General features: G+C 69.3%; 22 protein-coding genes and 6 pseudogenes. 9 read left to right on the top strand and 19 right to left on the bottom strand.

Annotated features, from left to right (window positions below; all coding sequences use genetic code 11):
* Positions 1-59 precede the first annotated feature (59 nt).
* Both K6K41_RS08480 and K6K41_RS30285 read left to right on the top strand, forming a co-directional pair.
* A complete protein-coding gene (locus K6K41_RS08480) occupies positions 60-1,067 on the top strand; it encodes an SPFH domain-containing protein (protein WP_261404670.1) in 1,008 nt (335 codons plus the stop codon).
* A 37-nt stretch (positions 1,068-1,104) separates the two neighbouring features.
* Positions 1,105-1,555 (top strand): annotated as a pseudogene (locus tag K6K41_RS30285) (NfeD family protein).
* Positions 1,556-1,561: 6 nt separating this feature from the next.
* Here the strand turns inward: K6K41_RS30285 and K6K41_RS08470 are convergent.
* The 5 genes and pseudogenes from K6K41_RS08470 to K6K41_RS29365 form a co-directional block, all read right to left on the bottom strand.
* A complete protein-coding gene (locus K6K41_RS08470) occupies positions 1,562-1,933 on the bottom strand; it encodes a hypothetical protein (RefSeq protein WP_261404669.1) in 372 nt (123 codons plus the stop codon).
* The gene (locus tag K6K41_RS08465; protein ID WP_261404668.1) at positions 1,872-2,669 is read right to left on the bottom strand and encodes a DNA/RNA non-specific endonuclease; all 798 of its coding nucleotides are present in this window, start codon (positions 2,667-2,669) and stop codon (positions 1,872-1,874) included. The genes K6K41_RS08470 and K6K41_RS08465 overlap by 62 nt, the downstream gene beginning before the upstream one ends.
* Positions 2,670-3,120: 451 nt before the next feature.
* Positions 3,121-4,608 (bottom strand): annotated as a pseudogene (gene amaB / locus K6K41_RS08460) (L-piperidine-6-carboxylate dehydrogenase).
* 98 nt (positions 4,609-4,706) lie between these two features.
* The gene (locus tag K6K41_RS29370) at positions 4,707-5,240 is read right to left on the bottom strand and encodes a DUF1206 domain-containing protein (protein WP_315855165.1); all 534 of its coding nucleotides are present in this window, start codon (positions 5,238-5,240) and stop codon (positions 4,707-4,709) included.
* The gene (locus K6K41_RS29365) at positions 5,237-5,401 is read right to left on the bottom strand and encodes a DUF1206 domain-containing protein (protein ID WP_346433454.1); all 165 of its coding nucleotides are present in this window, start codon (positions 5,399-5,401) and stop codon (positions 5,237-5,239) included. Before K6K41_RS29365 ends, K6K41_RS29370 begins: the two co-directional genes overlap by 4 nt.
* Positions 5,402-6,468: 1,067 nt before the next feature.
* Here K6K41_RS29365 and K6K41_RS08450 point away from each other — a divergent pair.
* A pseudogene (locus tag K6K41_RS08450) lies at positions 6,469-8,362 on the top strand (propionyl-CoA synthetase).
* Between the two features lie 52 nt (positions 8,363-8,414).
* Here K6K41_RS08450 and K6K41_RS08445 read toward each other — a convergent pair.
* Positions 8,415-9,121: pseudogene (locus tag K6K41_RS08445) on the bottom strand (DUF1013 domain-containing protein).
* Between the two features lie 223 nt (positions 9,122-9,344).
* On the opposite strand from K6K41_RS08445, the gene K6K41_RS08440 reads away from it, so the two are divergent.
* Both K6K41_RS08440 and rcdA read left to right on the top strand, forming a co-directional pair.
* Entirely contained in the window at positions 9,345-9,545 is a 201-nt protein-coding gene (locus K6K41_RS08440) for a DUF1192 domain-containing protein (RefSeq protein WP_261404667.1), read from the top strand.
* A 314-nt stretch (positions 9,546-9,859) separates the two neighbouring features.
* Positions 9,860-10,387, top strand: coding sequence for a protease adaptor protein RcdA (rcdA, locus tag K6K41_RS08435; protein ID WP_261404666.1), 528 nt, complete (start codon positions 9,860-9,862; stop codon positions 10,385-10,387).
* Positions 10,388-10,502: 115 nt separating this feature from the next.
* Here the strand turns inward: rcdA and K6K41_RS08430 are convergent, their stop codons facing one another.
* Together K6K41_RS08430 and rpmE are read right to left on the bottom strand one after the other, a co-directional pair.
* Positions 10,503-10,877 (bottom strand): hypothetical protein, encoded by a 375-nt coding sequence (locus K6K41_RS08430; protein WP_261404665.1) that lies wholly within the window; start codon positions 10,875-10,877, stop codon positions 10,503-10,505.
* Positions 10,878-10,955: 78 nt separating this feature from the next.
* Positions 10,956-11,189, bottom strand: a complete 234-nt coding sequence (gene rpmE, locus K6K41_RS08425; RefSeq protein ID WP_261404664.1) for a 50S ribosomal protein L31 — start codon at positions 11,187-11,189, stop codon at positions 10,956-10,958.
* A 218-nt stretch (positions 11,190-11,407) separates the two neighbouring features.
* On the opposite strand from rpmE, the gene K6K41_RS08420 reads away from it, so the two are divergent.
* From K6K41_RS08420 to K6K41_RS08405, 4 genes are read left to right on the top strand one after another with little or no spacing between them, the layout of a single operon-like run.
* Positions 11,408-13,225 carry an ABC transporter transmembrane domain-containing protein gene (locus tag K6K41_RS08420; RefSeq protein ID WP_261404663.1) on the top strand — a complete coding sequence of 606 codons (1,818 nt, stop codon included), beginning with the start codon at positions 11,408-11,410 and terminating at the stop codon, positions 13,223-13,225.
* A 4-nt stretch (positions 13,226-13,229) separates the two neighbouring features.
* Complete coding sequence (locus K6K41_RS08415; protein ID WP_261404662.1) at positions 13,230-13,649, top strand: GNAT family N-acetyltransferase; 420 nt, start codon at positions 13,230-13,232, stop codon at positions 13,647-13,649.
* Between the two features lie 36 nt (positions 13,650-13,685).
* Positions 13,686-13,919: a CopG family ribbon-helix-helix protein gene (locus tag K6K41_RS08410; RefSeq protein WP_261404661.1), complete on the top strand. Its 234-nt coding sequence runs from the start codon at positions 13,686-13,688 to the stop codon at positions 13,917-13,919.
* A 34-nt stretch (positions 13,920-13,953) separates the two neighbouring features.
* Positions 13,954-14,211, top strand: a complete 258-nt coding sequence (locus tag K6K41_RS08405; protein ID WP_378149615.1) for a type II toxin-antitoxin system RelE/ParE family toxin — start codon at positions 13,954-13,956, stop codon at positions 14,209-14,211.
* Positions 14,212-14,221: 10 nt separating this feature from the next.
* On the opposite strand, the gene K6K41_RS08400 is transcribed toward K6K41_RS08405, so the two are convergent.
* The 11 genes and pseudogenes from K6K41_RS08400 to K6K41_RS08350 form a co-directional block, all read right to left on the bottom strand.
* Entirely contained in the window at positions 14,222-15,244 is a 1,023-nt protein-coding gene (locus K6K41_RS08400; protein ID WP_261404659.1) for a peptidoglycan -binding protein, read from the bottom strand.
* Between the two features lie 61 nt (positions 15,245-15,305).
* Positions 15,306-16,324: pseudogene (locus K6K41_RS08395) on the bottom strand (flagellar motor protein MotA).
* 139 nt (positions 16,325-16,463) lie between these two features.
* Entirely contained in the window at positions 16,464-17,249 is a 786-nt protein-coding gene (locus tag K6K41_RS08390) for an inositol monophosphatase family protein (protein ID WP_261404658.1), read from the bottom strand.
* A 170-nt stretch (positions 17,250-17,419) separates the two neighbouring features.
* A complete protein-coding gene (locus tag K6K41_RS08385; protein WP_261404657.1) occupies positions 17,420-17,995 on the bottom strand; it encodes an NADPH-dependent FMN reductase in 576 nt (191 codons plus the stop codon).
* Positions 17,996-18,168: 173 nt separating this feature from the next.
* Positions 18,169-18,732, bottom strand: coding sequence for an elongation factor P (efp, locus tag K6K41_RS08380; protein ID WP_261404656.1), 564 nt, complete (start codon positions 18,730-18,732; stop codon positions 18,169-18,171).
* 88 nt (positions 18,733-18,820) lie between these two features.
* Positions 18,821-19,987, bottom strand: a complete 1,167-nt coding sequence (locus K6K41_RS08375) for a tetratricopeptide repeat protein (protein WP_261404655.1) — start codon at positions 19,985-19,987, stop codon at positions 18,821-18,823.
* Positions 19,984-20,616, bottom strand: coding sequence for a thiamine phosphate synthase (locus K6K41_RS08370; protein ID WP_261404654.1), 633 nt, complete (start codon positions 20,614-20,616; stop codon positions 19,984-19,986). The genes K6K41_RS08375 and K6K41_RS08370 overlap by 4 nt, the downstream gene beginning before the upstream one ends.
* A gap of 283 nt (positions 20,617-20,899) precedes the next feature.
* Positions 20,900-21,867: pseudogene (locus K6K41_RS08365) on the bottom strand (class I fructose-bisphosphate aldolase).
* Positions 21,868-21,969: 102 nt separating this feature from the next.
* Positions 21,970-22,557, bottom strand: coding sequence for a hypothetical protein (locus tag K6K41_RS08360; RefSeq protein WP_261404653.1), 588 nt, complete (start codon positions 22,555-22,557; stop codon positions 21,970-21,972).
* A gap of 230 nt (positions 22,558-22,787) precedes the next feature.
* Positions 22,788-23,984 carry a phosphoglycerate kinase gene (locus K6K41_RS08355; RefSeq protein ID WP_261404652.1) on the bottom strand — a complete coding sequence of 399 codons (1,197 nt, stop codon included), beginning with the start codon at positions 23,982-23,984 and terminating at the stop codon, positions 22,788-22,790.
* Positions 23,984-24,556 carry a putative glycolipid-binding domain-containing protein gene (locus tag K6K41_RS08350; RefSeq protein ID WP_261404651.1) on the bottom strand — a complete coding sequence of 191 codons (573 nt, stop codon included), beginning with the start codon at positions 24,554-24,556 and terminating at the stop codon, positions 23,984-23,986. The genes K6K41_RS08355 and K6K41_RS08350 overlap by 1 nt, the downstream gene beginning before the upstream one ends.
* Positions 24,557-24,674: the final 118 nt, after the last annotated feature.

Raw genomic sequence — 24,674 nt, 5'->3', positions numbered from 1 at the left:
CGGTTGCCTTCCGCCGCCCGGTCGGGCCCAATGCGCGTCAACGCGCGGTAGGGGGCGACATGTTTTCGGGCGATCTTTCTGGCTTCGACATCGCGGCGCTGGTCGTCGCGGCGCTGGTCATCTTCGTGATCTTCGCCGGCGTGAAGACCGTGCCGCAAGGCTATAACTACACGGTCGAGCGCTTCCAGAAATACACCCGCACGCTGCATCCGGGCCTCACCCTCATCGTGCCGTTCATCGACCAGATCGGGCGGAAGATGAACATGATGGAGCAGGTGCTCGAGATCCCGCGGCAGGACGTGATCTCCAAGGACAACGCCATCGTGCAGGTCGACGGCGTGGCGTTCTTCCAGGTGATCGACGCGGCCCAGGCGTCCTACGAGGTGACGAACCTCGAACGCGCCATCCTCGCGCTCACCATGACCAACATCCGCTCGGTTCTGGGCTCCATGGACCTCGACCACATGCTGAGCCAGCGTGACGAGATCAACTCGCGCCTGCTCCATGTGGTGGACGCCGCGGCCTCGCCCTGGGGCGTCAAGGTCACGCGCATCGAGATCAAGGACATCACCCCGCCCTCCGACATCGTCACCGCGATGGGCCGGCAGATGAAGGCCGAGCGCGAGAAGCGCGCGTCGATCCTCGTCGCCGAAGGCGCCAAGCAGGCGCAGATCCTGGAGGCCGAAGGCCGCAAGGAGGCCGCCTATCGCGACGCCGAGGCGCGCGAGCGCTCCGCGCAGGCCGAGGCGAGCGCGACCACGATGGTGAGCGAGGCGGTCTCGCGCGGCGACATGGCGGCGCTCAACTACTTCATCGCGCAGAAATACGTCGAGGCGCTCAAGGCGATGGCGACCTCGCCCAACCAGAAGACCATGGTGCTGCCCTACGAGGCGACGGCGCTGCTGGGCTCGCTTGCGGGCGTCGCGGAGATCGCGCGCGACTCCTTCGGCGGCGCCGCGGCCGCGACGCCGGCAGCCCGCTCCACCGCTCCGCGGACGACGAGCGTTCCGCCGAGCGGCGGCGTGGTCTTCACCGGCCAGCAGACGCCTCCCGGCGGAGGGGCCTGATGACGCGCAGTTCCGATCGGCTCGTCAGGAGCCTTCCATGATCGAGAGCTTCGTGATCGCGCTCGGCGCCTGGCGGTGGGTCGTGCTCGGCCTCGTGCTGCTCGCCTCGAGCTCATCGCGCCGGGCACGCTGCTGCTCTGGCTCGGCATGGCGGCGATCGTGGTGGGTGGACTTGCGCTTCTGTTCGATCCGGGCTGGCAGATCGAGGTCGTGGGCTTCGCCATGCTCGGGCTCGCGGCGGCGGTCGGCTGGTGGTTCCTCGGCCGTCCCGACAACGCCGCCTCGACCGATCGACCGATGCTGAACCGCCGGGCCGAGCGCCATGTCGGCCGCGTCTTACGCTCGAAGCGCCGATCCTCAACGGCGAGGGCCGCATCCGCATCGACGACACGATCTGGCGCGTGCAGGGCCCCGACATGCCCTCGGGTACGCGCGTGAAGGTCACGGCCGCCGACGGCGCGAACCTTTCGGTCGCGCCGGAGCTCTGAAGCCCTTTAGGGCCGGATCGCCGCGATCACCTCGGCGACGTTGCGCGGCGTCACCTCCCAGCGCTTGCCCTCATAGGCGAAGTCGAAGGCGATTCTGCCGGTCTCGCGCTCGAGGCGAAACAGTACCTGCGAGAAGGCCGAGCCGGTCTCTTCCGCGAGCGTCTCGCGCAGGCCCGTCACCTCGTCGTCGAGCTCATCCTCGCGGTTCGACACCGGCTTCCAGTCGTCCGCGCCGTCGCCCGTGAAGCAGTAGCCGAAATTCGACGGATATTTGCCGTCGAAGGTGAACACCATGGCGAGCGAACGCCAGGCGGGATCAAGCCGCGGCATGGCGCCGAGGCCCTTGGCGATCTCGACGATGCGGTCGTCCTTGGTCACGAGCTCTCCCGTCGTCATCCCGCGTCGCCCAGTTCTTAATATCCTTCGATGACACCCGGTCAAACGTCTCGCCGGGCGCGTTTTCGAAGCGCTTGGAGTTCTCGTAGATGACCTTGCCGCTCGAAGGATCGGTCACCTCGTAGCTCGCGCGGAACGTGTCGGGCCGGTCGCCGGACGAGCGCTTGGCCACGACCTCGACATTGACCTCCTTGCCGTTGTTCACCCAGTCGGCGAACTCGTTCTCCATCTTCTTCCAGGCGCCGACATTGAGGTTGGCGTCCTGGGGCACGAGGTTGATCTCGCCCTGGCCCTTGGTGAAGCGGTAGGCGAACATGTGCCCGCCCTGATCGCCGTCCTTGCCCTTGGCGGCGGCGTCCTTCTGGGCGTCGGTCTCCGACTTCGGCCGCTTGCCGCCGCCGAAGTCCTCCTTGAGCCTGGCCTCGCCGGAGGCGAAGCGGCCTTCCGAGTCTGTGGTCCAGGTAAACTCGTTCTTGCCTTCGGTGCGGCTGACCGTGGCGTTCGGCGCGACCTTCGAGGTCCTGGCGTCGGCCGAGATTTGGCGTCGGCCGGGATCTTGCCGTATCCCGGCGCCTTGCCGTCTCCGGGAACCTTCCCGTCTCCGGGGATCTTTCCGTCGTTCGCGGCCTTGGCGAGCTTGGCCCCGTCCGCGGCCTTGTCGGCGGCCCTCGCGCCGTCCGAAAGCGTGTCGGCGACGTCCACGCCGCGCTTCACCCATTTGGCGCCGGTGGCGACGTTGCCCGCAAACGGAATGGCGGCGCCGGCCGACAGCGCGGCGTTCGCCCAATCGCCTTCGGCCGCACACCAGGCGCCGTTGGCGAGATCCGCGACCTCGCCCACCACCGGAACCATGCCGGCGCCGTCGAGGACGAGATGGCCGATGTCGGCGGCCGACATCCCGGCCGCTGCCGTCCGCGCGGCGTTGAGCGCCTCGCCGAACGCGTCCGCGCCGCCCGAGGCGACGTCGCCGACGGCGTCGGCCGCGCCTTTCGCCATGTCGAGCGGATTGAGATTGAGGCCCATGCTTCGCTCCCTCAGGTCCCTCGTCGAGATCCGAAGGGGTAGGGCGAAGATTAATCAGATGACAATTGAGGCGAAATATATCTTGCCGGCAAGATGGCGAGAGAAAGTTTTGCCGGCGCAAGACGGCCGGAAACTCTTCGCGTCACTCAGGAAAGATCGAATTTCACGCCTTGGGAGAGCGGCAGGTCCGCCCCGTAATTCACGGTTTGCGTGACGCGGCGCATATAGGCCTTCCAGCTGTCGGAGCCGGACTCCCGGCCGCCGCCGGTCTCCTTCTCGCCGCCGAACGCGCCGCCGATCTCGGCGCCCGAGGGGCCGATGTTGACGTTGGCGATCCGCAGTCGGAGCCGCGGGCCGACGCGAAGGCCTCGGCCTCGCGAAGGTCGTTGGTGAAGATCGAGGACGACAGCCCCTGCGCGACGGCGTTGTTCAGCCCGATCGCGGCGCCGAGATCGGATTCGCGCGCCACATAGAGGATCGGCGCGAAGGTCTCGGCGAGCATCGGGCCCCGCTGCGCCGGCATCTCGACCAGCGCCGGGCGGACATAGACGCCGCCGTCGAGTCCCGGGACGTCGACCGCCTCCCCGCCAGAAACCCTTGCGCCCAGCGCGCGGGCGGCGTCGAGCGCCGCCATCATGGCGTCGCAGGCTCGAGCGTCGATCAGCGGGCCGACCAGCACGCCGTCGCGTCGCGGATCGCCGACCGCGGCGTTCGCGAACGCCTGTTTCAGCCGTGGGATCAGCGCGTCATAGACGTCGTCATGGACGATGAGGCGGCGCAACGTCGTGCAGCGCTGGCCAGCGGTTCCCATGGCCGAGAAGGCGACGGCGCGAAGGGTCAGAGGTCGGCCGAGGGGCGCACGATCGCGGCGTTGTTGCCGCCAGCTCCAGCAGCGCGGGCGAAGCGGGCGGCGAGGCGCGGCGCGACCCGCCGGCCCATGGCGGTGGAGCCGGTGGCGGACACCAGGGCGACGAGCGGGCTGTCGACCAGCGCCTCGCCGACGTCCGCGCCGCCGGGCGCGACCTGCGACAGCCGTCGGGCGCCTTTCCGCCGGCGTTCCGGAAGCGCGCGACGGCCCGCTCGAACAGGGCCTGGGCCGCGAGCGCGGTGAGCGGCGTCTTTTCCGACGGCTTCCAGACCACCGGGTTTCCGCAGACGAGCGCCAGCGCCGCGTTCCAGGCCCAGACCGCGACTGGGAAGTTGAACGCCGAAATGATCCCGACCACGCCGAGCGGCCGCCAGAGCTCGGCCATGCGGTGGTCCGGGCGCTCGCTGGCGATGTCGAGCCCGTGCAGCTGACGCGAGAGACCGACCGCGAAGTCGCAGACGTCGATCATCTCCTGGACCTCGCCGAGGCCTTCGGAGAGCACCTTGCCGGCCTCGATGGTCACGAGGCGCCCGAGCGCGTCCTTGGCGGCGCGCAGCTCCTCGCCGAACAGCCGCACGAGCTCGCCGCGGCGAGGCGCCGGGACGGAGCGCCAATCGAGGAAGGCCGAGTGCGCCGCCTCGATCATCAAGGCGACGTCTGCGGGGGAGGTTTCGGCGACGCGCGCGATCTCCGCGCCGTCAATTGGCGAGCGGGCGAAAAGGCCGCCGTGAAGCCGGTCATCGGAAACCCCGAGGGCGTCAAGCAGGAGACGGGCGTCGTCGGCGGGGAGGGGGAGGGGAGGCGCATGGCGGCGAGCATAGCAGGCGGGCGAACGGTTGCGATGCCGGGGCGGGCGTCGGCCCGCTAAGCCCCCGCCTTCCGCGCGAGCGCGTCGATCGCTGACTTCGCCCCGGAAAGATCGGCGCCTCGATGCGCCGCCAGCGGGGCCTGCGCAGGCCGAAGGCCGAAGGCCGCAAGCCCCGCGGCCACGAAGGCGAGCAGCGCCCAGCCGAAGGGCTGTTCGCGCAACGTCTCCAGCGCGCCGCCGAGACCCTTGGCCTCGTCGGAGTCGCTGTGGAGCGCGGCGACGACGAGGAAGGCGCCGATGACGCCGAACACCACGCCGCGGGCCGCATAGCCGAGACGGCCGAGCGCGAGTGCCGCCTTGCGCTTGTCGGCCGGGACCGAGAGGCGTTTCAGCATGTCGCCGCGCCACGCCTTCCAGAGATGGAACGCGCCGGCGCCGATCACTCCGACGCCGACCGCCGCGACGAGCCATCGCCCGAACGGCTGGGTCAGGAGCCAGGCGGTCCAATCCTGCGCCGCGGCGTCGTCGCCGCCGCCCGATCCCGCGCCCGCCGCAAGGCCGAAGGCCGTCAGCGCGAGGCCGCCGTTCACGATTCCCGACAGGGCGTGAACGGCCCGCGTCCCCAATCCCTTGGGCGAGGGCCGTGGCGGTCGGGGTCGAGCGCGGCGCTGACGAGACGCCAGCCCGAGAAGCACGCCAGCCCGACGCCGATGAGCGCCAGCGGCAAGACGCCGAGCGGCTGGCCGAGCAGCCAGCGCAGCGCGCTGCCGCCGCCTCCGACGCCGCCGCCGAGCCGATCGCGGCCAGCACCGCGAGCCCGCCACCATCATGTAGACGAGGCCCCGCGCCGCGAGCCCGCCGCGGGCGACATGTTCGAGGCTGAGGTCGGCGAGCGCGCGCATCAGAGAGATCATCGGGCGCGCGCGGGCGCCTTCAAGCCGAAGAGATTTTGCAAGCCGCGAAAGCGTTTCGCGTGTGGACAATTTCGCTGCGCCCGAGCGCGAAGGTTGCGACGCAGCGCGATGCGACCCATGTTTTCATCTGTCGGCCCGCTGTCGCCGTTGCGCTGCCACGAGCCGCGCGGGCGACACGACCGGCAGGTCGGCGAAGCCAAAGCATCAACCGCCCGACGTGGACGGGCCTATGAAAGGAGGTGATCCAGTGTCTCATTGTCACGATCAGCGCTCGATGAGGGCTGCGACCTGGATCTCCCGGTGCGGGGGTCTCGCCTGATCTTCACCGATCAGGACGGGTCGACGGTTCATCGATAGCCGCGATCTGCAATGGGAGGGGTCGCCGCCCGGGAGGGCCGCGGCCCCTCCGTCTTTTTTGCTACGTTCTAAAGGCTTTCAAGGCTTCTACGAGCGCATCAAGCGCGTTTTGGCTGGATTTCCACCCCAATTCTTCCTCAATCGGAGTGAGGTCTTCTATATATTCTGGGCATGTATCTGCGGAGCTCAGACCGCTTGTGGTAGTCAACGTTTTCAAGGAGTGGTTCGTAAATATCAAGCGCCGACTCGATATGTGAAAGCGAACCTTGACCTTGGCGGTACCGGTCGATCACCGCAAGGATTCTGTCGATGATTTCGGCATTCGTAATGACTGTGGCCTCCCATCTATTTGGTCGTGATAGCTCTTTCAGTGTTCGAATATCTCGGACGGGAAAAACATTGTCACGCCGCCTTTGTCATGGGTTTAGGCTACGCGGAGGAACCCTAGGCCCGTTCGCTCTGCAGAGACATGGCGCGAGTGGCAGCCTACCGCTAAAATCCCGAGCGAACGAAGAGACGCCCAGAACCGTCCGCTCCGGGAGCCCCGATGACGTCCTACGCCGATCTCCACGCCCGCTCGCTCGCCGATCCGGATGGGTTCTGGCTCGAGGCCGCGGAAGCGATCGACTGGATCGAGAAACCCAGCAAAGCCTTCGATCCATCGCTTGGCGTCTATGGCCGCTGGTTCCCGGACGGGATCCTCAACGTCTGCCACAACCTGCTCGACCGTCACGTGGCGGGCGGCCGCGGCGAACAGACGGCGCTGATCTATGACAGCCCCGTCACCGGCGTGAAGCGCACCTACAGCTATGGGGATCTCACCGAACAGGTCTCGCGCTTCGGCGCCGTGCTCGAAGACTTCGGCGTCGGCAAGGGCGACCGCGTCATCATCTATATGCCGATGGTCCCCGAGGCCGTCGTCGGGATGCTGGCCTGCGCGCGGCTCGGCGCGATCCACTCCGTGGTGTTCGGCGGATTTTCGGCCGGCGAGCTCGCCAAGCGCATCGACGACGCCAAGCCCAAGGTGATTCTCACCGCCTCCTGCGGTGTCGAACCGACCCGCAAGGTCGCGTACAAGCCGCTCCTGGACGAGGCCATCCGGCTGTCGGCGCATGCGCCCGAAAGCGTCATCCTGCTCCAGCGTCCGGAGCTCGCCGCCGAGATGACGGAGGGCCGCGACCACGACTGGGAGGCGCTCCGCGACGCGGCTTCCGGCAGGGTCAGCGAATGCGCGCGCATGGCCGCGACCGACCCGCTCTACATCCTTTACACCTCCGGCACGACCGGCGTTCCCAAGGGCGTGGTGCGCGACTGCGGCGGCTATCTGGTCGCGCTCGCCTGGAGCATGGGCGGGCTCTACGGAACCGAGCCCGGCGAGACCTTCTTCTGCGCCTCCGACATCGGCTGGGTCGTCGGCCACTCCTACATCGTCTATGCGCCGCTCAGCATCGGCGCGACCACGGTGCTCTATGAGGGCAAGCCCGTGGGCACGCCCGACGCCGGCGCGTTCTGGCGTGTGATCGAGGAGCACAAGGTCGTCGCGCTGTTCACAGCGCCGACCGCCTTCCGCGCCATCCGCAAGGAGGATCCGGACGCAAAGCTGCTCGCCGGCTACGACCTTTCCGGCTTCCGGGCGCTCTATCTCGCGGGCGAGCGCGCCGATCCGGCGACGATCCAGTGGGCGGAGGAGAAGCTCGGCGTTCCGGTGATCGACAATTGCTGGCAGACCGAGACCGGCTGGGCGATCGTCGGCAACCCGATCGGGGTGGAGAGGCTGCCGATCAAGCACGGCTCGCCGACCGTGCCGATGCCGGGCTACGACCTGAAGGTGCTGGACGACGAGGGCGCCGAGGCGCCGGTTGGCAAGCTCGGCAACATCGTGCTGAGGCTGCCGCTGCCCCCGGGATGCCTGCCGACGCTCTGGAATGACGAGAAGCGCTTCCGCGAGGCCTATCTCACGACCTTCCCGGGCTATTACCGCACCGCGGACGCCGGCTTCGTAGACGAGGACGGCTACGTGTTCTTCATGTCCCGCACCGACGACATCATCAACGTCGCGGGCCACCGGCTCTCCCACCGGCAGCATGGAGGAGGCCATCGCCAGCCACCCGGACGTCGCCGAATGCGCGGTGGTGGGCATGGCGGACGCGCTGAAAGGCCAGGCGCCGGTCGGCTTCGTGGTGCTGAAAGCCGGCGTCGAGCGGGATCTCGCCGACATCGAGCGCGAGATCGTGGCCAGGGTGCGCGACAAGGTCGGGCCGGTGGCGGCCTTCAAGACCGCGCTTGCGGTGAAGCGGCTGCCGAAGACCCGGTCGGGCAAGATCCTGCGAGGCACGATCCAGAAGATCGCCGACGGCGAGGAGTGGGCGATGCCCGCGACCATCGAGGATCCGGTCGCGCTCGACGAGATCGGCGAGGCGCTGAAGGCGCGTCTCGGATAGACGTCATCCCGGCCGCCGTTTCGCCTGGCCGGGACGCGTTCGTCCCATCGACTCAGCGCCGGCGGTAGTCGTCCTCGTCGTCTTCCTCGGTCTCGTCGCGCTTCAGCTGCTTGAGCTTGGCGAAGACGCTCTGGACGTCGAGCTCGCCGTCGCCGTCGCGCGCGGTCGTGACCTCGGCGGACAGCAGGGTCTCCTCGGGCTCCGGAGCCTCCTTGCGCAGCACCGCGTCCGGGTTCTCCTTGGCCGCCTTGGCGGTCTCGAAGTCGAGGTCGATCTGCGAGCAGAGGCCGAGCGTCACCGGACCATCGGGCTCAGATTCTGCGAGTTCCAGTGCGTGCGGTCGCGGATGGCCGCGAGCGTCGTCTTGGTGGTGCCGACGAGACGCATGATCTGCGCGTCGCGAAGCTCCGGATGGTTGCGCACCAGCCAGAGGATCGCGTTCGGCCGGTCCTGGCGGCGCGAGACGGGCGTGTAGCGCGGGCCCTTGCGGGGCTTCATCGGGGGCAGGCGGACCTTGGAGACGGAGAGCTGGAGCCGGTAGTCCGGGTTCTTCTGGCCCTTCTCGATCTCCTCGCGGGTCAGCTGCCCGTTGGTGATCGGGTCGAGGCCGCGGATGCCCTGCGCCGCGTCGCCGTCCGCCACCGCCTTCACCTCGAGCTCGTGCAGCTTGCAGAAGTCGGCGATCTGCGCGAACGACAGCGCGGTGTTCTCCACGAGCCAGACCGCGGTCGCCTTCGGCATCAGCGGCGCGTTCGACATGGTGCAAATCTCCTCTCGCTCCCGCCGCCGGTGGAAGCGGCGGGGCCCTGACCGATATCTCGATGACTGGGGTTGGCGTCCGATATAGGCCTTTCGCCGCCAAGGCGCAACGCGAAGGCGGATCCGGCCGCCTGTCCCGCCGCGGGACGGACGGCTTGCCCCGCGCCGTCCCGACGCGGCACGACGGCGAACGGTTTGAGCGGCGGGAAGCGAGGAGGAGCCGATGGCGGTTTTCGACGACGAACCGGGCGCGCCGCCTGCGCGCAAGGCAGAACATGTGATGGGCGAGGATCTGTCGCGGCTGTCCGTCGACGAGCTTCAGGCCCGCGTTGCGCTCCTGAAGGAGGAGATCGCGCGCATCGAGGCCGCCGCGACCGCGAAGGCCGCGCAGCGCGACGCCGCCGACCTGTTCTTCAAGCGCTGAGGTTCGCAGGTGTTTTCGCTGTGCGACACCATGGCGGTAACTTGGCGTTAACCTTTCCAGATTATACCCGAAGTCGGTCCAGTTTCTGGATTGCGAGTGGTTCCTGTCCACTCTGTTTGACGCCTCCCTGTCATCGACTTTCTCGGCCGCCTCGTGCGGCCGTTTTTTTACGCTTTGCGTTAACCATCGCGCCGGGCCGCCTGGGGAAAACCTGCGCTCTGGTCCGCCGATTGCCCTGACGCCTTGGTTGATGCGATGCTGGGGCGTCTATGTATGTCGCTCACGAGGCTATGGCCCGGTCGGAGAGGCGTTGGATGACGGATGGTTTCGGACGCTCGGAGAAGGTCGCGACGGTCTCGTTCGGCGCGAAGCTCGTGGGCTCGGCCGGATTCGGGGCGCTGTTCCGCGAGGGCATGGCGCTGGTCGAGGAGACCGCGGCCTATCTCGACGGCGACGGACGCTCCGAATCGCGCAAGCTCGGACGGCCCGAATCGATCGCCTACGCGACCGAAAGCATGCGGCTCACCACGCGGCTGATGCAGGTCGCCTCCTGGCTGCTGGTCCAGCGCGCCGTCAACGAAGGCGAGATGTCGCCCGACCAGGCGCTCGACGAGAAGCGCAAGGTGAAGCTGACGCCGATCTCCTCCACGCTCGCCCCCGAGGTGTTCGACCGGCTGCCCGAGCGCCTTCGCGACCTCGTCACCCGCACCGCGCGGCTGCAGGAGCGCGTGCAGGTGCTCGACGCCCAGCTCGACGGCCGCGCGACGCCGGAAGACCGCTCCGGCAACCCGCTCGAGGGCCAGATGGAGCTGCTGCGCCAGGCCTTCGGCGGACGTCGCTGAGCAGGCTCAGGACGGCCCAAGGACATGCGCTGACTGGCGCAGGCGTCATGCAGGCTTTTCGGCCAGGATGACGGACCGAGGTTCTGGCGCTCCACGATCAGCAAGCAGCGTAGCGCTACCGCCCAGCCGGCTCATCCAGCCGCGCGAGGCACACCGCGTCGATGTCCTGCGTTTTCTCGCGCATCGTCGCCTGGATCTCGGCCGCCGGCCGGCCGGTGAGCCGCGCGAGGTCTGCGGTGGTGACGCGTCGCGCCAGCGTCTCGCCGTAGCAGTCGCAGAACCTGCCGATCGTCTCCGGCGTCACGTCGGGATCGACCGGCGCGGCCTTCTGGCGCGCCGTGCAGGCCTCGACGGCCGAGCGCACGAAGTCCGCGCGCGTCTGGCCCGCAAGCGGCGCGCCGGCCTCGCCCGCCATGAACCGCCAGATCGCGACCCCGAGCGCGATCGCCGCCACCGCCAGAACGCCGAGAAGAATGCGCTGCGCCGTCACGTCGCTTCACCGTCCGCACAAAACAAAACCCCGGCCGCAAGGACCGGGGTCATAAGGGCGCGAAAGAGGCGCCGCGGGTCACGTCTTGGTGGCGACGCCGAAGTTCGCGAACTTCTTGTTGAAGCGCGAGAGACGGCCGCCGCGGTCGGTCAGCTGCGCCGCGCCACCGGTCCAGGCCGGATGGGTGTTCGGGTCGATGTCGAGCTGGAGGGTGTCGCCCTCCTTGCCCCAGGTGGAGCGGGTCTCGTACTCGGTGCCGTCCGTCATGACGACCTTGATCGTGTGGTAGTTCGGGTGGATGTCGGCCTTCATGGCGATGTTCCGTTCGGCGATGCGCGGCCGCTCAGGGCGCCCGCGAGCATTTCGAGAATGACGTGAGGTGGCACCCCTATAACGCAAACGCGGGCGAGCGACAACCGGGCGAGGCCGCGCTTCCGCGCCCTTCGGCCGCGTAAGTCGGGGTTGTGCTTCTCGCGCCCTCCGCTCCATAACCCTCCCGCCTTTGGAACGTGTTTAAGCAAGGGACCGCAATGGCCCGCCGCAAGGCCGCAGAGACGACCGCAAACCCCGCAGCCCCCTCGCGGTCGCTGAAGCCGCTCGCCGCCATCATGCCCTTCGCGACCGCGCACAAGGGTCGCATCCTCGGGGCCTTCGTCGCGCTCGTCGCCTCGGCCGGCGCGACGCTTGCGATCCCCGTGGCGGTCCGGCGGCTGATCGACCACGGCTTCTCGTCCGACCATCCAGGCATGGTGGACCAGTATTTCGGCGCGATGCTCGCGGTGGTGGCCGTTCTCGCGGTGGCGTCGGCCGCCCGCTACTGGTTCGTGACGACGCTCGGCGAGCGTGTGGTGTCGGACGTGCGCGCCGCAGTGTTCGAGCGCCTGACGCGGCTCACCCCTGCGTTCTACGACCGCCAGCGCTCCGGCGAGATCATCTCGCGGCTCACCGCCGACACCACGCAGATCAAGTCGGCGTTCGGCGCGACCGCGAGCCAGGCGCTGCGTAACCTGTTCCTGTTCCTGGGCGCCGCCGTCATGATGGTGGTGACGAGCCCGTGGCTCTCCGCGCTGGTGCTCGGCGCGATCCCGATCATCGTGCTGCCGCTCGCGGCCTTCGGGCGCTCGGTGCGCCGCCGCTCGCGCGCCGCGCAGGACCGCCTCGCCGACGCCTCCGCGGTCGCAGGCGAGGCCATCGGCGCGATGCGGGGCGTGCAGGCCTACAACGCCGAGCGGCGGCTCATCGACCGCTTCTCGCTCGCCGTCGAGGACGCCTATTACGCCGCCCAGAGCGCCACCACGGCGCGCGCGCTCTTGACCGGCGTCGGCATCTTCCTCGTCTTCGTCAGCGTGCTCGGCGTGCTGTGGTACGGCGCGACGCTGGTGCTCGCAGGCCAGATGTCGGCCGGCGCGCTCGGCCAGTTCGTGCTCTACGCCGTGTTTGCCGCCGGCGCGATCGGCGAGCTCTCCAACGTCTGGGGCGAGGCCACGCAAGCCGCAGGCTCCGCCGAGCGGCTCGGCGAGCTGCTCGCGACCGAACCCGAGGTGCGCGACCCGAAAAACCCGCGTCCGCTGCCGGCGCCTGCGCGCGGCGCGCTCGCCTTCGAGGCGGTGGACTTTTCCTATCCGGGCGCCGAGGCGCCTGCGCTCAAAGGATTCTCGCTCGGCGTCGCGCCCGGCGAAACCGTGGCGATCGTCGGTCCGTCGGGCGCGGGCAAGTCGACGCTGTTCCATCTCGCGCTGCGTTTCTACGACCCCGCCGCCGGCCGCGTGACGATCGACGGCGTGGACCTGCGCGAGGCCCGGCTCGAAGAGGTCCGCGACCGTCTCGCGCTCGTGCCGCAGGATCCCGTGGTGTTCGCCACCAGCCTGCGCGAGAACATCCGCCTCGGCCGCGCCGGGGCGAGCGACGCCGAGGTCGAGGCCGCGGCGCGGCTCGCCGGCGCCGACCGTTTTGTGGCGGACCTGCCGGGCGGCTACGACGCCCAGATCGGCGAGCGCGGCGTGACGCTGTCGGGCGGCCAGCGCCAGCGCGTGGCGCTCGCCCGCGCGCTGTTGAAGGACGCTCCCGTCCTTCTGCTCGACGAGGCCACCTCCGCGCTCGACGCGGAAAGCGAGACGCTGGTGCAGGAGGCGCTCGGCGCCACGCGGCAGGGTCGCGCCACGGTCGTCATCGCCCACCGCCTCGCGACCGTTCTCGCCGCCGACCGCATCGTGGTGATGGACGCCGGCCGCATCGTCGAGCAGGGCAGCCACGCCGAGCTCGTGGCCCGCCGCGGGCTCTATGCGCGTCTCGCCGAGCTCCAGTTCGGCGCCGGCGACCTCCGCCGGGCCGAGGCCGCGGCGGAGTAGGGCGGTGGCGGCCGAGGTCGCTCTCGTCGACGATCCGTCCCCCGATGACCGCGCCGCCATCCTGCGCGGGCTGGTGGCCTTCAACGACGAACGGTTCGGGCCGTCCGACATCCGCCCGCTCGCCGTGCTGCTGCGCGACGAGGCCGGCGAGACCATCGGGGGCCTGTGGGGGCGCACGACCTATGGCTGGCTCTATGTCGAACTGCTGTTCGTGCCCGAAGGTCTAAGAGGGCGAGGGCTGGGCGCGCGGCTTCTGGCCGAGGCCGAACGCGCGGCGGCGGAGCGCGGGGCGACGAACGCCTGGATCGATTGCTTCGGGCAGGTGAACCGCGACGTCTATGTCCGCTGCGGCTACGAGGTCTTCGGCGCGCTTCCGGGCATGCCCCCGGGCGAGACGCGATATTTCCTGAAGAAGGCGCTGTGACTGGCGCGATCGCCGCGGCCGTGAGAGGCTGTCCGCATGGAGAAAGACGCGCTTCCAGACGATCTCAGCCGGCGCATCGACGCTTTGTCGGAGCGCTCTTCGCTGACGCGCGAGCAGATCATCGAAGACGCGCTCTCCCACGGTCGTTCGTTGGCGTGGCAGGAGCGCTGGATTTCGGGGGTCGAGGCAGGGCTCAAGGACGCCGAGGATGGGGCGTTCGCGTCCGACGAGGAGCTTGCTGCAGTCCTGAACCGGCACGCGTCCCGCTGATCGGGTGCGGGTCTTCCGGACACGCCGATATCTGATGGAATTGGCGGCGATCGGAGACTATCTCGCCGAGCAGAGTCCGCGGGCTGCATTCCGCATCGTCAATGACATCGACGGCTCGGCCGCGCGACTGCTGTCACGAAATCCGTTCGTCGGCCGTATCGGCGAAATTCCAGGCACGCGCGAGTTGGTCGTTTCGGGCGCGCCCTACATCGTGGCGTACCGTGTGACGGAGGAGCGTGTCGAACTGCTCTTCGTGCAGCACGGCGCGCGGGAATGGCCGCCAAGCATTTGACGACGCGGCCTTACCGCTCCGTGAGCTTCAGCTCGATCCTGCGGTTCTTGCGGTAGGCGTCTTCGTTCTCGGCGGTGTCGAGCGGCTGGAACTCGCCGAAGCCTGCGGCGACGAGGCGCTGCGGCGGCACGCCCTTCGAGACGAGATACTGCACCACCGCGATCGCGCGCGCCGACGACAGCGCCCAGTTCGACGGGAACGCGCCGCGCGTCGGGCGCACGTCGGTGTGGCCGTCGACGCGCATCACCCAGTTGATGTCCGGCGGAATGTCCTTGGTGAGCTCCAGAAGCGCCGTCGCGAGCTTGTCGAGCTCGGGCTTGGCGGCGTCGCTGAGTTCGGCCTGCCCGGTGTCGAACAAGAGCTCGGACTGGAACACGAAGCGGTCGCCGACGATCGTCACGCCCGGGCGATCGGCGAGGATCTGGCGCAGCCGCCCGAAGAAGTCGGAGCGGTAGCGGTTGAGCTCCTGGACCCGCTGGGCGAGCGCCACGTTCAAGCGCGAGCCGAGGTCGGCGATCTTGGCCTGGCTCTCGCGGTCGCGGCTTTCGGAGGCGTTGAGCGCGTCCTCGAGCGCGGCGATCTGGCGGCGGAGCGCCGAGATCTGCTGGTTGAGCAGGTCGACCTGGCTGCGCGCCTGCGCCGACAGCTCGCGCTCCTTGTCGAGCGCGCCCGAAAGCTCGTTCGCCCGGCCGCCTTCGGTCTTCGCGCGGTCGGCGCCGCTCGCCGCGTCGGCCTTCAGCCGGTCGCGCTCGGCCTCGATCGCCGCGAGGCTCGCCTGCATGCTGGAGAGGTCGTCCTTGGCGGTGCGCGCGCCAGAGCGCTCAAGCGCGAGCAGTTCGGTGAGCTCGGCGATCTGGGCGTTGAGGCGCTGGAGCGCGGTGTCCTTGCCCGTCACTTCCCGGCCGAGCAGGAACTGCGCGACCATGAACACGGTGAGCAGGAAGATGATGACGAGCAGCAGCGTCGACAGCGCGTCGACGAAGCCCGGCCAGTAGTCGACCGGCCGGTAGCGCCGGCGCGAGCTCAGCGCCATAGGAGCGGCCGCCGGTCATAGATCGGCGTCTCGAAGCACGCAGGCCCGTCGCTCCCGCGTCTCACTCCGCCGCCCTCTCGCGCTCGGCGAGGAGGCGCTCCAGCAGGGCCTTGATGTCCTGCTGCTGGGTCGACTGCGCCTCCACCCAGTCGCGGATCATCTGCTGCTCGGAGCGCATGTGCTTGACGAGGCCCTGGATGCCTTCCGCGAGATGCGCGGTCGCCTGGCTCGCAGCCTTGGAGGAGCCGCCCTCGGCGAGGCTCTTGTTGAGCTTTTCGAGCGCCGCGGCGATCTCGGGCGAGGCCCCGGCGGACTTGGCGGGCGCGAACGCCGTCGCGTCGCGCGCGTCCGCGTCGGCGGCCGAAACGGCGGCCGCGAGCCAGTCCTCGAGCTCGTTGTGGAAGCGGTTCTGCGCCTGGCCGGCCTGGAGGTCGAGGAAGCCGAGGATCAGCGAGCCCGCGAGGCCGAAGAGCGAGGCCGAGAACGAGGTCCCCATGCCGGCGAGCGGCCCCGCGAGGCCGGACTTCAGCTCCTCGAACAGGACGCCGGTGTCCTGCGTGCCGCCGCCGCCGAGCGAGGAGATCACGCCCGAGATCGACCCGACGGTCTCGAGCAGGCCCCAGAAGGTGCCGAGCAGGCCGAGGAAGACGAGCAGGCCCGTGAGGTAGCGGCCGATCTCGCGCGCCTCGTCGAGGCGGGTGCCGATCGAGTCGAGGATCGAGCGCATCAGCGGCGCGCCGATCGGGGCGCCGCTCGAGATCCGGTCGCCGAGCAGCGAGGCCATCGGGGCGAGCAGCTTCGGCTGCTCGCGCAGCGCCAGCCCCGGCTCGGACATGCGGAAGTCGTTGACCCAGCGCACCTCGGGAAGAGGCGGATGACCTGCCGGAAGGTGAGCAGCACGCCGATGACGAGCACGGCGAAGATCAGCCCGTTCAGCCCGGGATTGGCGAGGAACGCCTTGGAGATCTGCTGGTTCAGGATGAGCGCGACGAACCCCGCCAGAGCGAGGAAGATCACCATCCGCAGCAGGAACACCCGAGGCGACGACAGCTTGTAGGGATCGAGGTCGGAAAAGGACATCGTGCGCGGGCGGCCCCAAGGATACCACCGCCCATAGAACACGGTTTGGGCGCGCACGATAGCGCGCGCAGGACACGGTCCGCAGGAGGTTTCGGCTGCGTCCGCTCCTGTCGGCGGACGCGGGCGGGCCGCGTGTCCGTTACTGCTTCACGAGCTTCAGCAGCGAGTCGTGCATCGTCTCGTTGCCGGCGACGATCGTGCCCCGCGCCAGCATGTTGTCGAAGCCGTCGGCGTCGGTGACGAAGCCGCCGGCCTCGCGCACGAGCACGATTCCCGCCGCCACGTCCCAGGCCTGCAGGTGGCGCTCCCAGAAGCCGTCGAACCGGCCGGCCGCCACCATGGCGAGATCGAGCGCCGCCGAGCCGAAGCGACGGACGCCCGAAACCTTCGACTGAACGAGCGCGAGCTCCTCGCGGAAGCGGTCATGCGCGGGCTTGCCGAGATGGGGGATGCCGGTCGCGATCACCGCGTCGGTGAAGTCGCGGCGTGCGGCGACGCGGATGCGACGGTCGTTGAGGAAGGCGCCGGCGCCGCGCTCGGCGGTGTAGAGTTCGTCGGTGACGGGATTGAACACCACGCCCGCCACCAGCACGCCGGAGCGTTCCAGCGCCACCGAGATCGAGAACACCGGGATGCCGTGGAGGAAGTTGGTGGTGCCGTCGAGCGGGTCGACGATCCAGCGGTGGTCGGGGTCGGTGCCCGCGATCGTTCCGCTCTCCTCCATCAGGAAGCCGTAGCCGGGCCGGGCGCGCGTGAGCTCGGCGCGCAGCAGCTCTTCGGTCTTGCGGTCGGCGGCCGAGACGAAGTCGCCCGGCCCCTTCATCGAGACCTGGAGCTGCTCGACTTCGCCGAAATCGCGGCGGAGCGCGCGGCCGGCCTTGGTGACGGCCTGGACCATGACCTGCATGACGGGGGAGCGGGGCATTTGGGACTTTCGATCTTGAGGCGTTGGATCAGCGAACTGGGTGCTTCGAGACGGCCCTGCCGGGCCTCCTTCAGCCATGAAGGGTCATTTCGCGTTCCACCAACGCCCCTCATGCTGAGGAGCGCCGAAGGCGCGTCTCGAAGCACGCAGTTCGTCGGAGAGCAATCCCCTTAGTACGGCACGCCCTCGGCGCGCTTGGCTTTCAGCGCTTCGGCGTACCATTCGAGCTCGCGGGCGAACTTGTCGAAGCGCCGTTCGAATTTCTCGTCGGCGGGCTTGCCGTCCTCGCCGAACGCCTTGCCGATCGCCGGCACCGGAAAGGTCGAGGGGATGGAGGGCATCCCGAGTTCGCCGAGCGTCATTCGCAGCTGCATCGCGGCGCGGACGCCGCCGAAGCTTCCGGCCGAATAGCTCACGATCGCCGACGGACGCCAGAAATACTCCTCGAGGAAGTGGTCGAGCAGGTTCTTCAGCGCCGGCGGAACGCCGTGATTGTACTCGCCCGAGACGATCACGAAGCCGTCGGCCCTGGCGTAGATCCCGGCGAGCTCCGCGAGCACGGGCGGCGCGTCGCCTTTGTACTCCTTGTACATCTTGTCGAGCAGCGGCAGGCGGAATTCGATCGGGTCGATCAGCGGCGCGTCATGGCCGCGCGCGCGCAGCGCCTCCGTCACGTGGCGGGCGAGCGTGATCCCCTGCCGCTCGCTGCGGACCGAGCCGTAGAGGACGGGGAGGGTGAGGGACATGCCGTCTCCTTCTTTCGTCCTTCTCCCCTTGCGGGAGAAGGCGGCCGGAGCCGAAGGCGGAGGTCGGATGAGGGGCGTGGGCGACGCCTCTTCCGGAACCGGCGCCGCCGGCGCCCATCACCCTTGCGCTCTCCCGCAAGTGGGGAGGGGCGTGGAGACGTCGCGCTCGTGGGTCAGTCGGCGCGGCGCAGATAGGTGACTTCGTTGGTGTCGACCACGATGCGCTCGCCGGTGCCGATGAAGGGCGGCACCATCACGCGCAGGCCGTTCTCGAGCTTGGCGGGCTTGTAGGAGGAGGCCGCGGTCTGGCCCTTCACGACGGGGTCGGCCTCGACGATCTCGAGGACGACATGATCGGGTAGCTTGACGCCGATCGGGCGCTCCTCGTGCATCTCGACCGTGACCGTCATGCCGTCCTGCAGGAAGGCCGCGCGCTCGCCGATGAAGTCGGTCGCGATCGTGATCTGGTCGTAGGTGGCGGTGTCCATGAAGACGAGGTCGTCGCCCTCGGCGTAGAGGAACTGGAAGTCCTTCTGCTCGAGGCGGACGCGCTCGACGGTCTCGTCGGCCCGGAAGCGCTCGTTGAGCTTGCGGCCGTCGATCAGGTTCTTGAGCTCGACCTGGTTGAAGGCGCCGCCCTTGCCGGGCTTGACGGCGTTGGTCTTGACCGCGGCCCAGAGGCCGCCGTCGTGCTGGATGACCATGCCGGGCGTGATCTGGTTGCCGTTGATCTTCATGGGACTTGGCTTTCGGGCGCTCGATTGGGGCCCGCGCGCGTTTCAACCCGCGCGGTCGGGCGTCGTTTGCCCGCGCGAGGCGCCCGCGTCAAGGCTTGGCGGAGGTCGGCGCCTGCGCGGCGGTCGGTTGAGGCGACGTGGCGGCGGAGGCCGCGGGAGCCGCCGCCACCCGCGCCACCGGTCCGAAACCCTCGCTCCAACGCTCGACGAGCGCGTCGGCCGCGGCCCGATCCTCCGGCTGCAAGGTCTCGGCGAAGCCTTCGAGCCAGGGGTCGCGAAGGCCCTGTCGACTCGCGAGTTTGTGCCAGGCGGCGGCCTTGGCCGCGTCGCGCTCGACGCCGCGGCCATAGGCGTAGAGCCGCGCGAGCCGGTTCTGGCCGATCGGGTTGCCCTGGTCTGCGGCGCGGCGGAAGAGGCGCGCCGCCTCCGCCTCGTTCTTCACGACGCCGGCGCCGTTGAACACCATGATCCCGTACTCGACGAGCGCCGCCACGTCGTCCTGCTCGGCGGCGCGGCGCATCCATTCGGCCGCGGCCGACTGGTCGCGCTCGACGCCGCGCCCTTCCTTCAGCAGCGCGGCGTAGGCGTATTGCGCCGCCGCCTCGCCGAGTTCAGCCGCGCGCTTCATCAGCCGCGCGGCGGCGGCGGTCTGCTGGGGCGAGCCGCCGCGCTCCAGCCGCAGCACCGCGAGGTTGTAGAGCGCCTCGGGCTCGTTCTTCTCGCTCGCGCGCTCAAACAGCGCCATCGCGGCGGTCTCGTCTTTCGCGCCGCCGTTCCCCTGATGGGCGAGCGCGAGCGCCGTCATCGCCTTGGGGTCGCCGGCCTGCGCCGCGCGGCCGTACCAGTCGAGCGAGAGCTTGGGCGCGCGCGGCACGAAGTAGCCGTTGGCGTAGAGCTCGCCGAGCAGCGTCATGGCGGCGGGGTCGGGCGGGTTGGCGGCGGCGCGGCGGGTCGCCTCCTCGAAGGCCTGGCGATAGAAGCCGCGCTGATAGGCGCCGAAGGCGACGTCGGCGTTGGGGTCGACCGGTCCTTCGGGCGCCGGCTGGGCCTGCGGCGCGCTCGGGCCGGGCGTCAGCTGCATCATCTCGCGGAAGCTCGGGATCGGCAGCTCGGGACTGACGATTTCGGGGGCGGCGGCCTGGGCCTTCTCGCGCGGCGGCGCCGGCCGCTTCGCCGGCTCCGCGGCGAGCGCCGGCGAGGCCGCGAGCAGGGCGAGCAGCGTCGCGCCGATCCTCCTCGCGCCGAGCGGCCTCACGAGCCGGGAGCCCGCGCGAGCGACAGCATGGCCTCGGCGGCGGCGACCGCGGCGGCGGGGCCCGCCTCGTTGCGCCAGACGGCGTCGCCGAGCCCGACGAACTCGACGTTTTCCCGCGCGAGCGCCGACACGTCGTCGATGGTCGCAGCGACGCCGACGCAGGGCGTCTGGAAGATCGGGACCCACCAGCCGACGCGCTCGAGCGTCTGCTCGAAATCGGCGTCGTCGGCGCCGAACAGCACATAGTCCGCGCCCGCCTCTCCGACCGACATCGCTTCGTCGCGCGAGACCAGCGGCCCGCATCCCACGATCTTCTCGGGCGCGAAACGCTCGATCGCCTCGATCGCCTCGACGGCGGTCGCGACATGGACGCCGTCGGCGCCGGAGCGGCCCACGATCTCCTCGACGCCGTCGCCCGCGAGCAGGGCCGCGGCGCCCTCCGATTGCACGGCGGAGACCAGCGCCTTGGCGCGGGCGAGAAGGGTGCGTTCGTCGGCCGGCGCGAGGCGGATGACGACGGCGGCCACGTCGCCGGCCAGCACCGCGCTTTCGAGCGTCGCCTCGAAGGCGTCGATCTCGGCGAGCACGGGCGTGATCAGCAGAAGGCGGGGAGCGGGCGCGTCGGTCATGGGCGCGATCAATAGCGGTCCGGGACGCGCTGTGTCACGCCGGGAAATGGCGAAAGCGGGGCGGAAGGTCGTATCGACGCCGGTCTGCAGACCCAGCAGACGGAGCGTGAGAAACACTCCCGTCATGCCCGCGCTTTGCTCGGGTATCCACGACTTCGGCGTCGGGCTCTACGATCCCAGAAAGTCGTGGATGCCCGCGCGGCCGCGCGGGCATGACGGCAAAGCCGGCGTTCATTCAGGAAAGCGATCCCGGACAACGCCAAACGGGAGCAGTTCGATCGGCTCATCCCGCCTTGGCGTAGATGTCCATGATGTCGTCGAGCAGCTTGATGGCTTCCTCGCGCGGGCGCTGGAAGGCGTTGCGGCCCATGATCGAGCCGAAGGCGCCGCGGCGGCGATCTGGCGGATCTCGTCGAGCACGGCGTTGGCGTCGGCCTTGGCCTCGCCGCCGGAGAAGATCACGATGCGGCGGCCGTTGAAGCAGCTCTTCACGACGTCGCGGATGCGGTCCTCCAGCGTGCCGAGCGGGATCTTGCCCTTCTCGTAGGCCTTCTGGGCCGGGGCGAGCGCGATCTTCTCGGTCGGCGGCTTCACCTTGATGATGTGCGCGCCGAGTAGCGCCGCGATGTGGGCGGCGTAGGCGATGACGTCGGCCGAGGTCTCGCCGGCCTTGTCGAGCTCGCCGCCGCGCGCGTAGGACCACACCACGACCGCAAGGCCCACGGACTTGGCCTCCGCCGCCAGCTCGCGGATCTCCTCCATCTGGTCATAGGCCTGGTCGGAGCCCGGATAGATGGTGAAGCCGATGGCCGAGCAGCCAAGGCGGACAGCATCCGCCACCGACGCCGTCACCGCCTGGTCGGCGTCCTCGTTGAGACGCGACAGCGAGTTGGCGCTGTTCATCTTCAGGATGGTCGGGATCTGGCCCGCGAAGGTGTCGGCGCCGGCCTCCAGCATGCCGAGAGGCGCGGCGTAGGCGTTGAGACCTGCGTCGATCGCGAGCTGGAAGTGGTAGTGCGGGTCGTAGGCCGCCGGGTTCACGGAGAACGAGCGCGCCGGGCCGTGCTCAAAGCCCTGGTCGACCGGCAGGATGACGAGCTTGCCGGTGCCGGCCAGCTTGCCGGTCATCAGCAGGCGGACGAGGTTTCCCTTCGTCCCGGGATTGTCGCTTTCGTACCAGGACAGGATCTCGCGGACGCGCGGCGTGATGGCGAGGCGGGTTCCGCCGGTGATCGGGGTCGAGACGTTCATCGTCCTCTCGGAAGCTCTTCAAACGGTTCCAGATGTCGCGCGGCCTTTATAGGGCGCGTCGGCGCGCTTGTCGCGGGCGACGCGGCGCGTCAGGACGGACGACTAGCGATACACGCCCTTGTAGTAAACGCCGGTGACGCTGAAAACACAGCGGCCCGGGAAGGCGTCGACCGCGAACTTGAACTGGACGTTCAGCAGGCCGCCGTTGAGCGTCGCGGAAAAATCCTTCACCGGAAAGGCGCTGTCGAAGAAGTGTTCGGCGCCGCCCGAAAACCCTGCGCCCTTGGCCACGAATTCGAGGCGGCCCTCGCCGTTCGGCCCGTAACGCAGCAGCGCCGCGCCCGAAAAACTCGCCTTGCCGAGCTCGGTCGGGGCCCCGTTGCGCTGGGCGATCATCTCGGAGGTGAACTGGATCGCGAGCCGCCCCTCGTCGTCGAAATCGACATAAGAAGCCCCGACCGGCATGCCGACATAGCAGGAGCCGAGCGCAGGATCGGGCTTTTCGGCGACCGCGATCACCGTCGAGCCGAACTTCCAGAAGCCTTTGATGGAGCCGGGTTCAGGCGCCTTGGTCTCGGGAGCTTTGGCGGTGGGCTTCTGCCGCGGCCCCTGCTGCGCATGGACGCCCGGCGCCGCGGCGAGCGCCGCCGCGATCACAAGAGCCCGTCCGAGCGGACGCAAGACACGCATCGCCGACAATCCCCGAGACGGCGGGTCGCTAATCGAGCGACGATAAGCCGGCGTCCGCCAAGCGGCCAGTCGGTAAAATTACGTAAGCGGCGGTTCGTGAAGAGGCGACGACATCGTCATTCCCGCGCTTTTGCGCGGGCATCCACGACTTTATCGTAAAGCGCGATGTCGACCGAAGTCGTGATGGCCGGCTTCGCCGGGCATGACGGCTGGACACACGTCCCGCGCTCTCAGCCCCGGCTGAGGGCCGCGACGCCCGGGAGCTCCTTGCCCTCGAGCCATTCGAGGAAGGCGCCGCCGGCGGTCGACACATAGGAAAACTTGTCCGCGACGCCCGCATGGTTGAGCGCCGCGACGGTGTCGCCGCCGCCCGCGACCGACAGCAGCTTTCCGGCTTCGGTGAGCTCCGCCGCCTTTTGCGCCGCCGCGTTGGTGCCCGCGTCGAAGGGCTCGATCTCGAAGGCGCCGAACGGGCCGTTCCACACGAGCGTCTTGGCCTTGGCGAACACCTCGCCGACCTCCGCCGAAGCCTTCGGGCCGACGTCGAGGATCATCTCGTCGGCGCCGACTTCGGTCACTGGGGCGACGCGGTTCTCGGCGTTGGCCTTGAACTCCTTGGCGAGCCGGCCGTCGCTCGGCAGCACGATCGTGCAGCCGGCGGCCTTGGCCTTCTGCTCGATCTCCAGCGCGGTGCCGACCAGATCCTTCTCGCAGAGCGACTTGCCGACGTCGACGCCATGAGCCGCCAGAAACGTGTTGGCCATGCCGCCGCCGATGACGAGATAGTCGACCTTCGACACGAGGTTGCCGAGGAGGTCGAGCTTGGTCGAGACCTTCGCGCCGCCGACGACCGCCACCACGGGGCGCTCAGGAGACGATAGCGCCTTGGCGAGGGCCTCGAGTTCGGCCTGCATGGCGCGGCCGGCATAGGACGGCAGGAGCCTGGCGACGCCTTCGGTCGAGGCGTGGGCGCGGTGCGCGGCCGAGAAGGCGTCGTTGACATAGATGTCTCCGAGCTTGGCGATCGAGGCGGCGAAGTCCGGCTCGTTCTTCTCCTCGCCGGCATGAAAACGGGTGTTCTCGAGCAGCAGCACGTCGCCGGGCGCGAGCTTCGCGACCGCGGCCTCGGCTGCTTCGCCCACGCAATCGTCGGCGAACTGGACGTCCTGCATCAGCGTCTTTTCGAGCGCCGGCACCACCACCTTCAGCGATTGGCTCTCGTCGCGCTTGCCCTTCGGGCGGCCGAAATGGGCGAGCAGGATGGTCCGGGCGCCCTTCTGCGCGAGCTCGCGAAGCGTGGGCTCGATGGCGCGCAGGCGCGTGTCGTCGGTGACCCGGTCGCCGTCCATCGGCACGTTGAGGTCCACGCGCACGAGCACGCGCTTGCCGGCGACGTCGACGTCGTCGAGGGTCTTGAAGGCGGCCATCAGAGCACCCGTTCAAAGAGGCTGGGATAGTCAGTCACGAGACCGTCCGCGTCGATCGACAGTTCGGCCGAGAAGCTGCGGTCCGCGGCTTCGTAGAGGAAGCGGCGGCCGGCCTCAACGCATGTGTAGATTTGAAGGTCGACGACCGGTTCGAAACTGTCGAACGGCACATAGACCATCTTGAGCTCCGATCGCATGCCCGCTTCCCACGGGCGGCGGCGGATCGGCAGCGTGTTGGTGAGGGCCGTGCCCGCGAGATCGACGTCGTGGCAGCCGTCGAAGTGGGGGAGATGCTCGCCCGTGCCGTTCGCCCAATGGCCTGCGCCGTCGGAGAGCAGGTGCAGGCCGCGCCCGTCCGCCGTGCCAAGCGCGAGCTCGCGCACGCGCCAGGCCTCGTCGAGGTCGAGCCGGTAGTAGACGCCGTAAGGAGCCGCCCCGCCGCGCGCGCCCACGATCGTGCCGCGCACGACGATGCGGCCCTCCTCGGGCGCGATCACCGCATGGTCGAGCCCGCCGCAGTCGAGCGAGCGCCAGCGGGCGGTGATGGGGCGGGGAGGGGGAAAGGAGGTCATGGGCGGCGGGAACGAACTGCGCGCTTCGAGACGGCCGCTGGCGCGGCCTCCTCGGCATGAGGGAGGTCGAGGTTTGCCTCAACGCTCCTCATGGCTCGAGGAGCGCGTCGCAAGACGC

It is taken from the genome of Chenggangzhangella methanolivorans (assembly GCF_019797865.1).
Lineage (GTDB): Bacteria > Pseudomonadota > Alphaproteobacteria > Rhizobiales > Methylopilaceae > Methylopila > Methylopila methanolivorans.
This window is presented reverse-complemented; position numbering and strand designations above follow the sequence as displayed.

What these genes read in the sequence shown, in the direction of transcription:
- K6K41_RS08480 (WP_261404670.1), top strand. Translation starts at nt 60, where the DNA reads ATGTTTTCGGGCGATCTTTCTGGCTTCGACATCGCGGCGCTGGTCGTC.
- K6K41_RS08350 (WP_261404651.1), bottom strand. Translation starts at nt 24,556, where the DNA reads ATGACCTCCTTTCCCCCTCCCCGCCCCATCACCGCCCGCTGGCGCTCG.
- K6K41_RS08355 (WP_261404652.1), bottom strand. Translation starts at nt 23,984, where the DNA reads ATGGCCGCCTTCAAGACCCTCGACGACGTCGACGTCGCCGGCAAGCGC.
- rcdA (WP_261404666.1), top strand. Translation starts at nt 9,860, where the DNA reads ATGACGGATGGTTTCGGACGCTCGGAGAAGGTCGCGACGGTCTCGTTC.
- K6K41_RS08405 (WP_378149615.1), top strand. Translation starts at nt 13,954, where the DNA reads ATGGAATTGGCGGCGATCGGAGACTATCTCGCCGAGCAGAGTCCGCGG.
- K6K41_RS08390 (WP_261404658.1), bottom strand. Translation starts at nt 17,249, where the DNA reads ATGCCCCGCTCCCCCGTCATGCAGGTCATGGTCCAGGCCGTCACCAAG.
- rpmE (WP_261404664.1), bottom strand. Translation starts at nt 11,189, where the DNA reads ATGAAGGCCGACATCCACCCGAACTACCACACGATCAAGGTCGTCATG.
- K6K41_RS08465 (WP_261404668.1), bottom strand. Translation starts at nt 2,669, where the DNA reads ATGGGTGAAGCGCGGCGTGGACGTCGCCGACACGCTTTCGGACGGCGC.
- K6K41_RS08410 (WP_261404661.1), top strand. Translation starts at nt 13,686, where the DNA reads ATGGAGAAAGACGCGCTTCCAGACGATCTCAGCCGGCGCATCGACGCT.
- K6K41_RS08360 (WP_261404653.1), bottom strand. Translation starts at nt 22,557, where the DNA reads ATGCGTGTCTTGCGTCCGCTCGGACGGGCTCTTGTGATCGCGGCGGCG.
- K6K41_RS08420 (WP_261404663.1), top strand. Translation starts at nt 11,408, where the DNA reads ATGGCCCGCCGCAAGGCCGCAGAGACGACCGCAAACCCCGCAGCCCCC.
- efp (WP_261404656.1), bottom strand. Translation starts at nt 18,732, where the DNA reads ATGAAGATCAACGGCAACCAGATCACGCCCGGCATGGTCATCCAGCAC.
- K6K41_RS08440 (WP_261404667.1), top strand. Translation starts at nt 9,345, where the DNA reads ATGGCGGTTTTCGACGACGAACCGGGCGCGCCGCCTGCGCGCAAGGCA.
- K6K41_RS08370 (WP_261404654.1), bottom strand. Translation starts at nt 20,616, where the DNA reads ATGACCGACGCGCCCGCTCCCCGCCTTCTGCTGATCACGCCCGTGCTC.
- K6K41_RS08385 (WP_261404657.1), bottom strand. Translation starts at nt 17,995, where the DNA reads ATGTCCCTCACCCTCCCCGTCCTCTACGGCTCGGTCCGCAGCGAGCGG.
- K6K41_RS08400 (WP_261404659.1), bottom strand. Translation starts at nt 15,244, where the DNA reads ATGGCGCTGAGCTCGCGCCGGCGCTACCGGCCGGTCGACTACTGGCCG.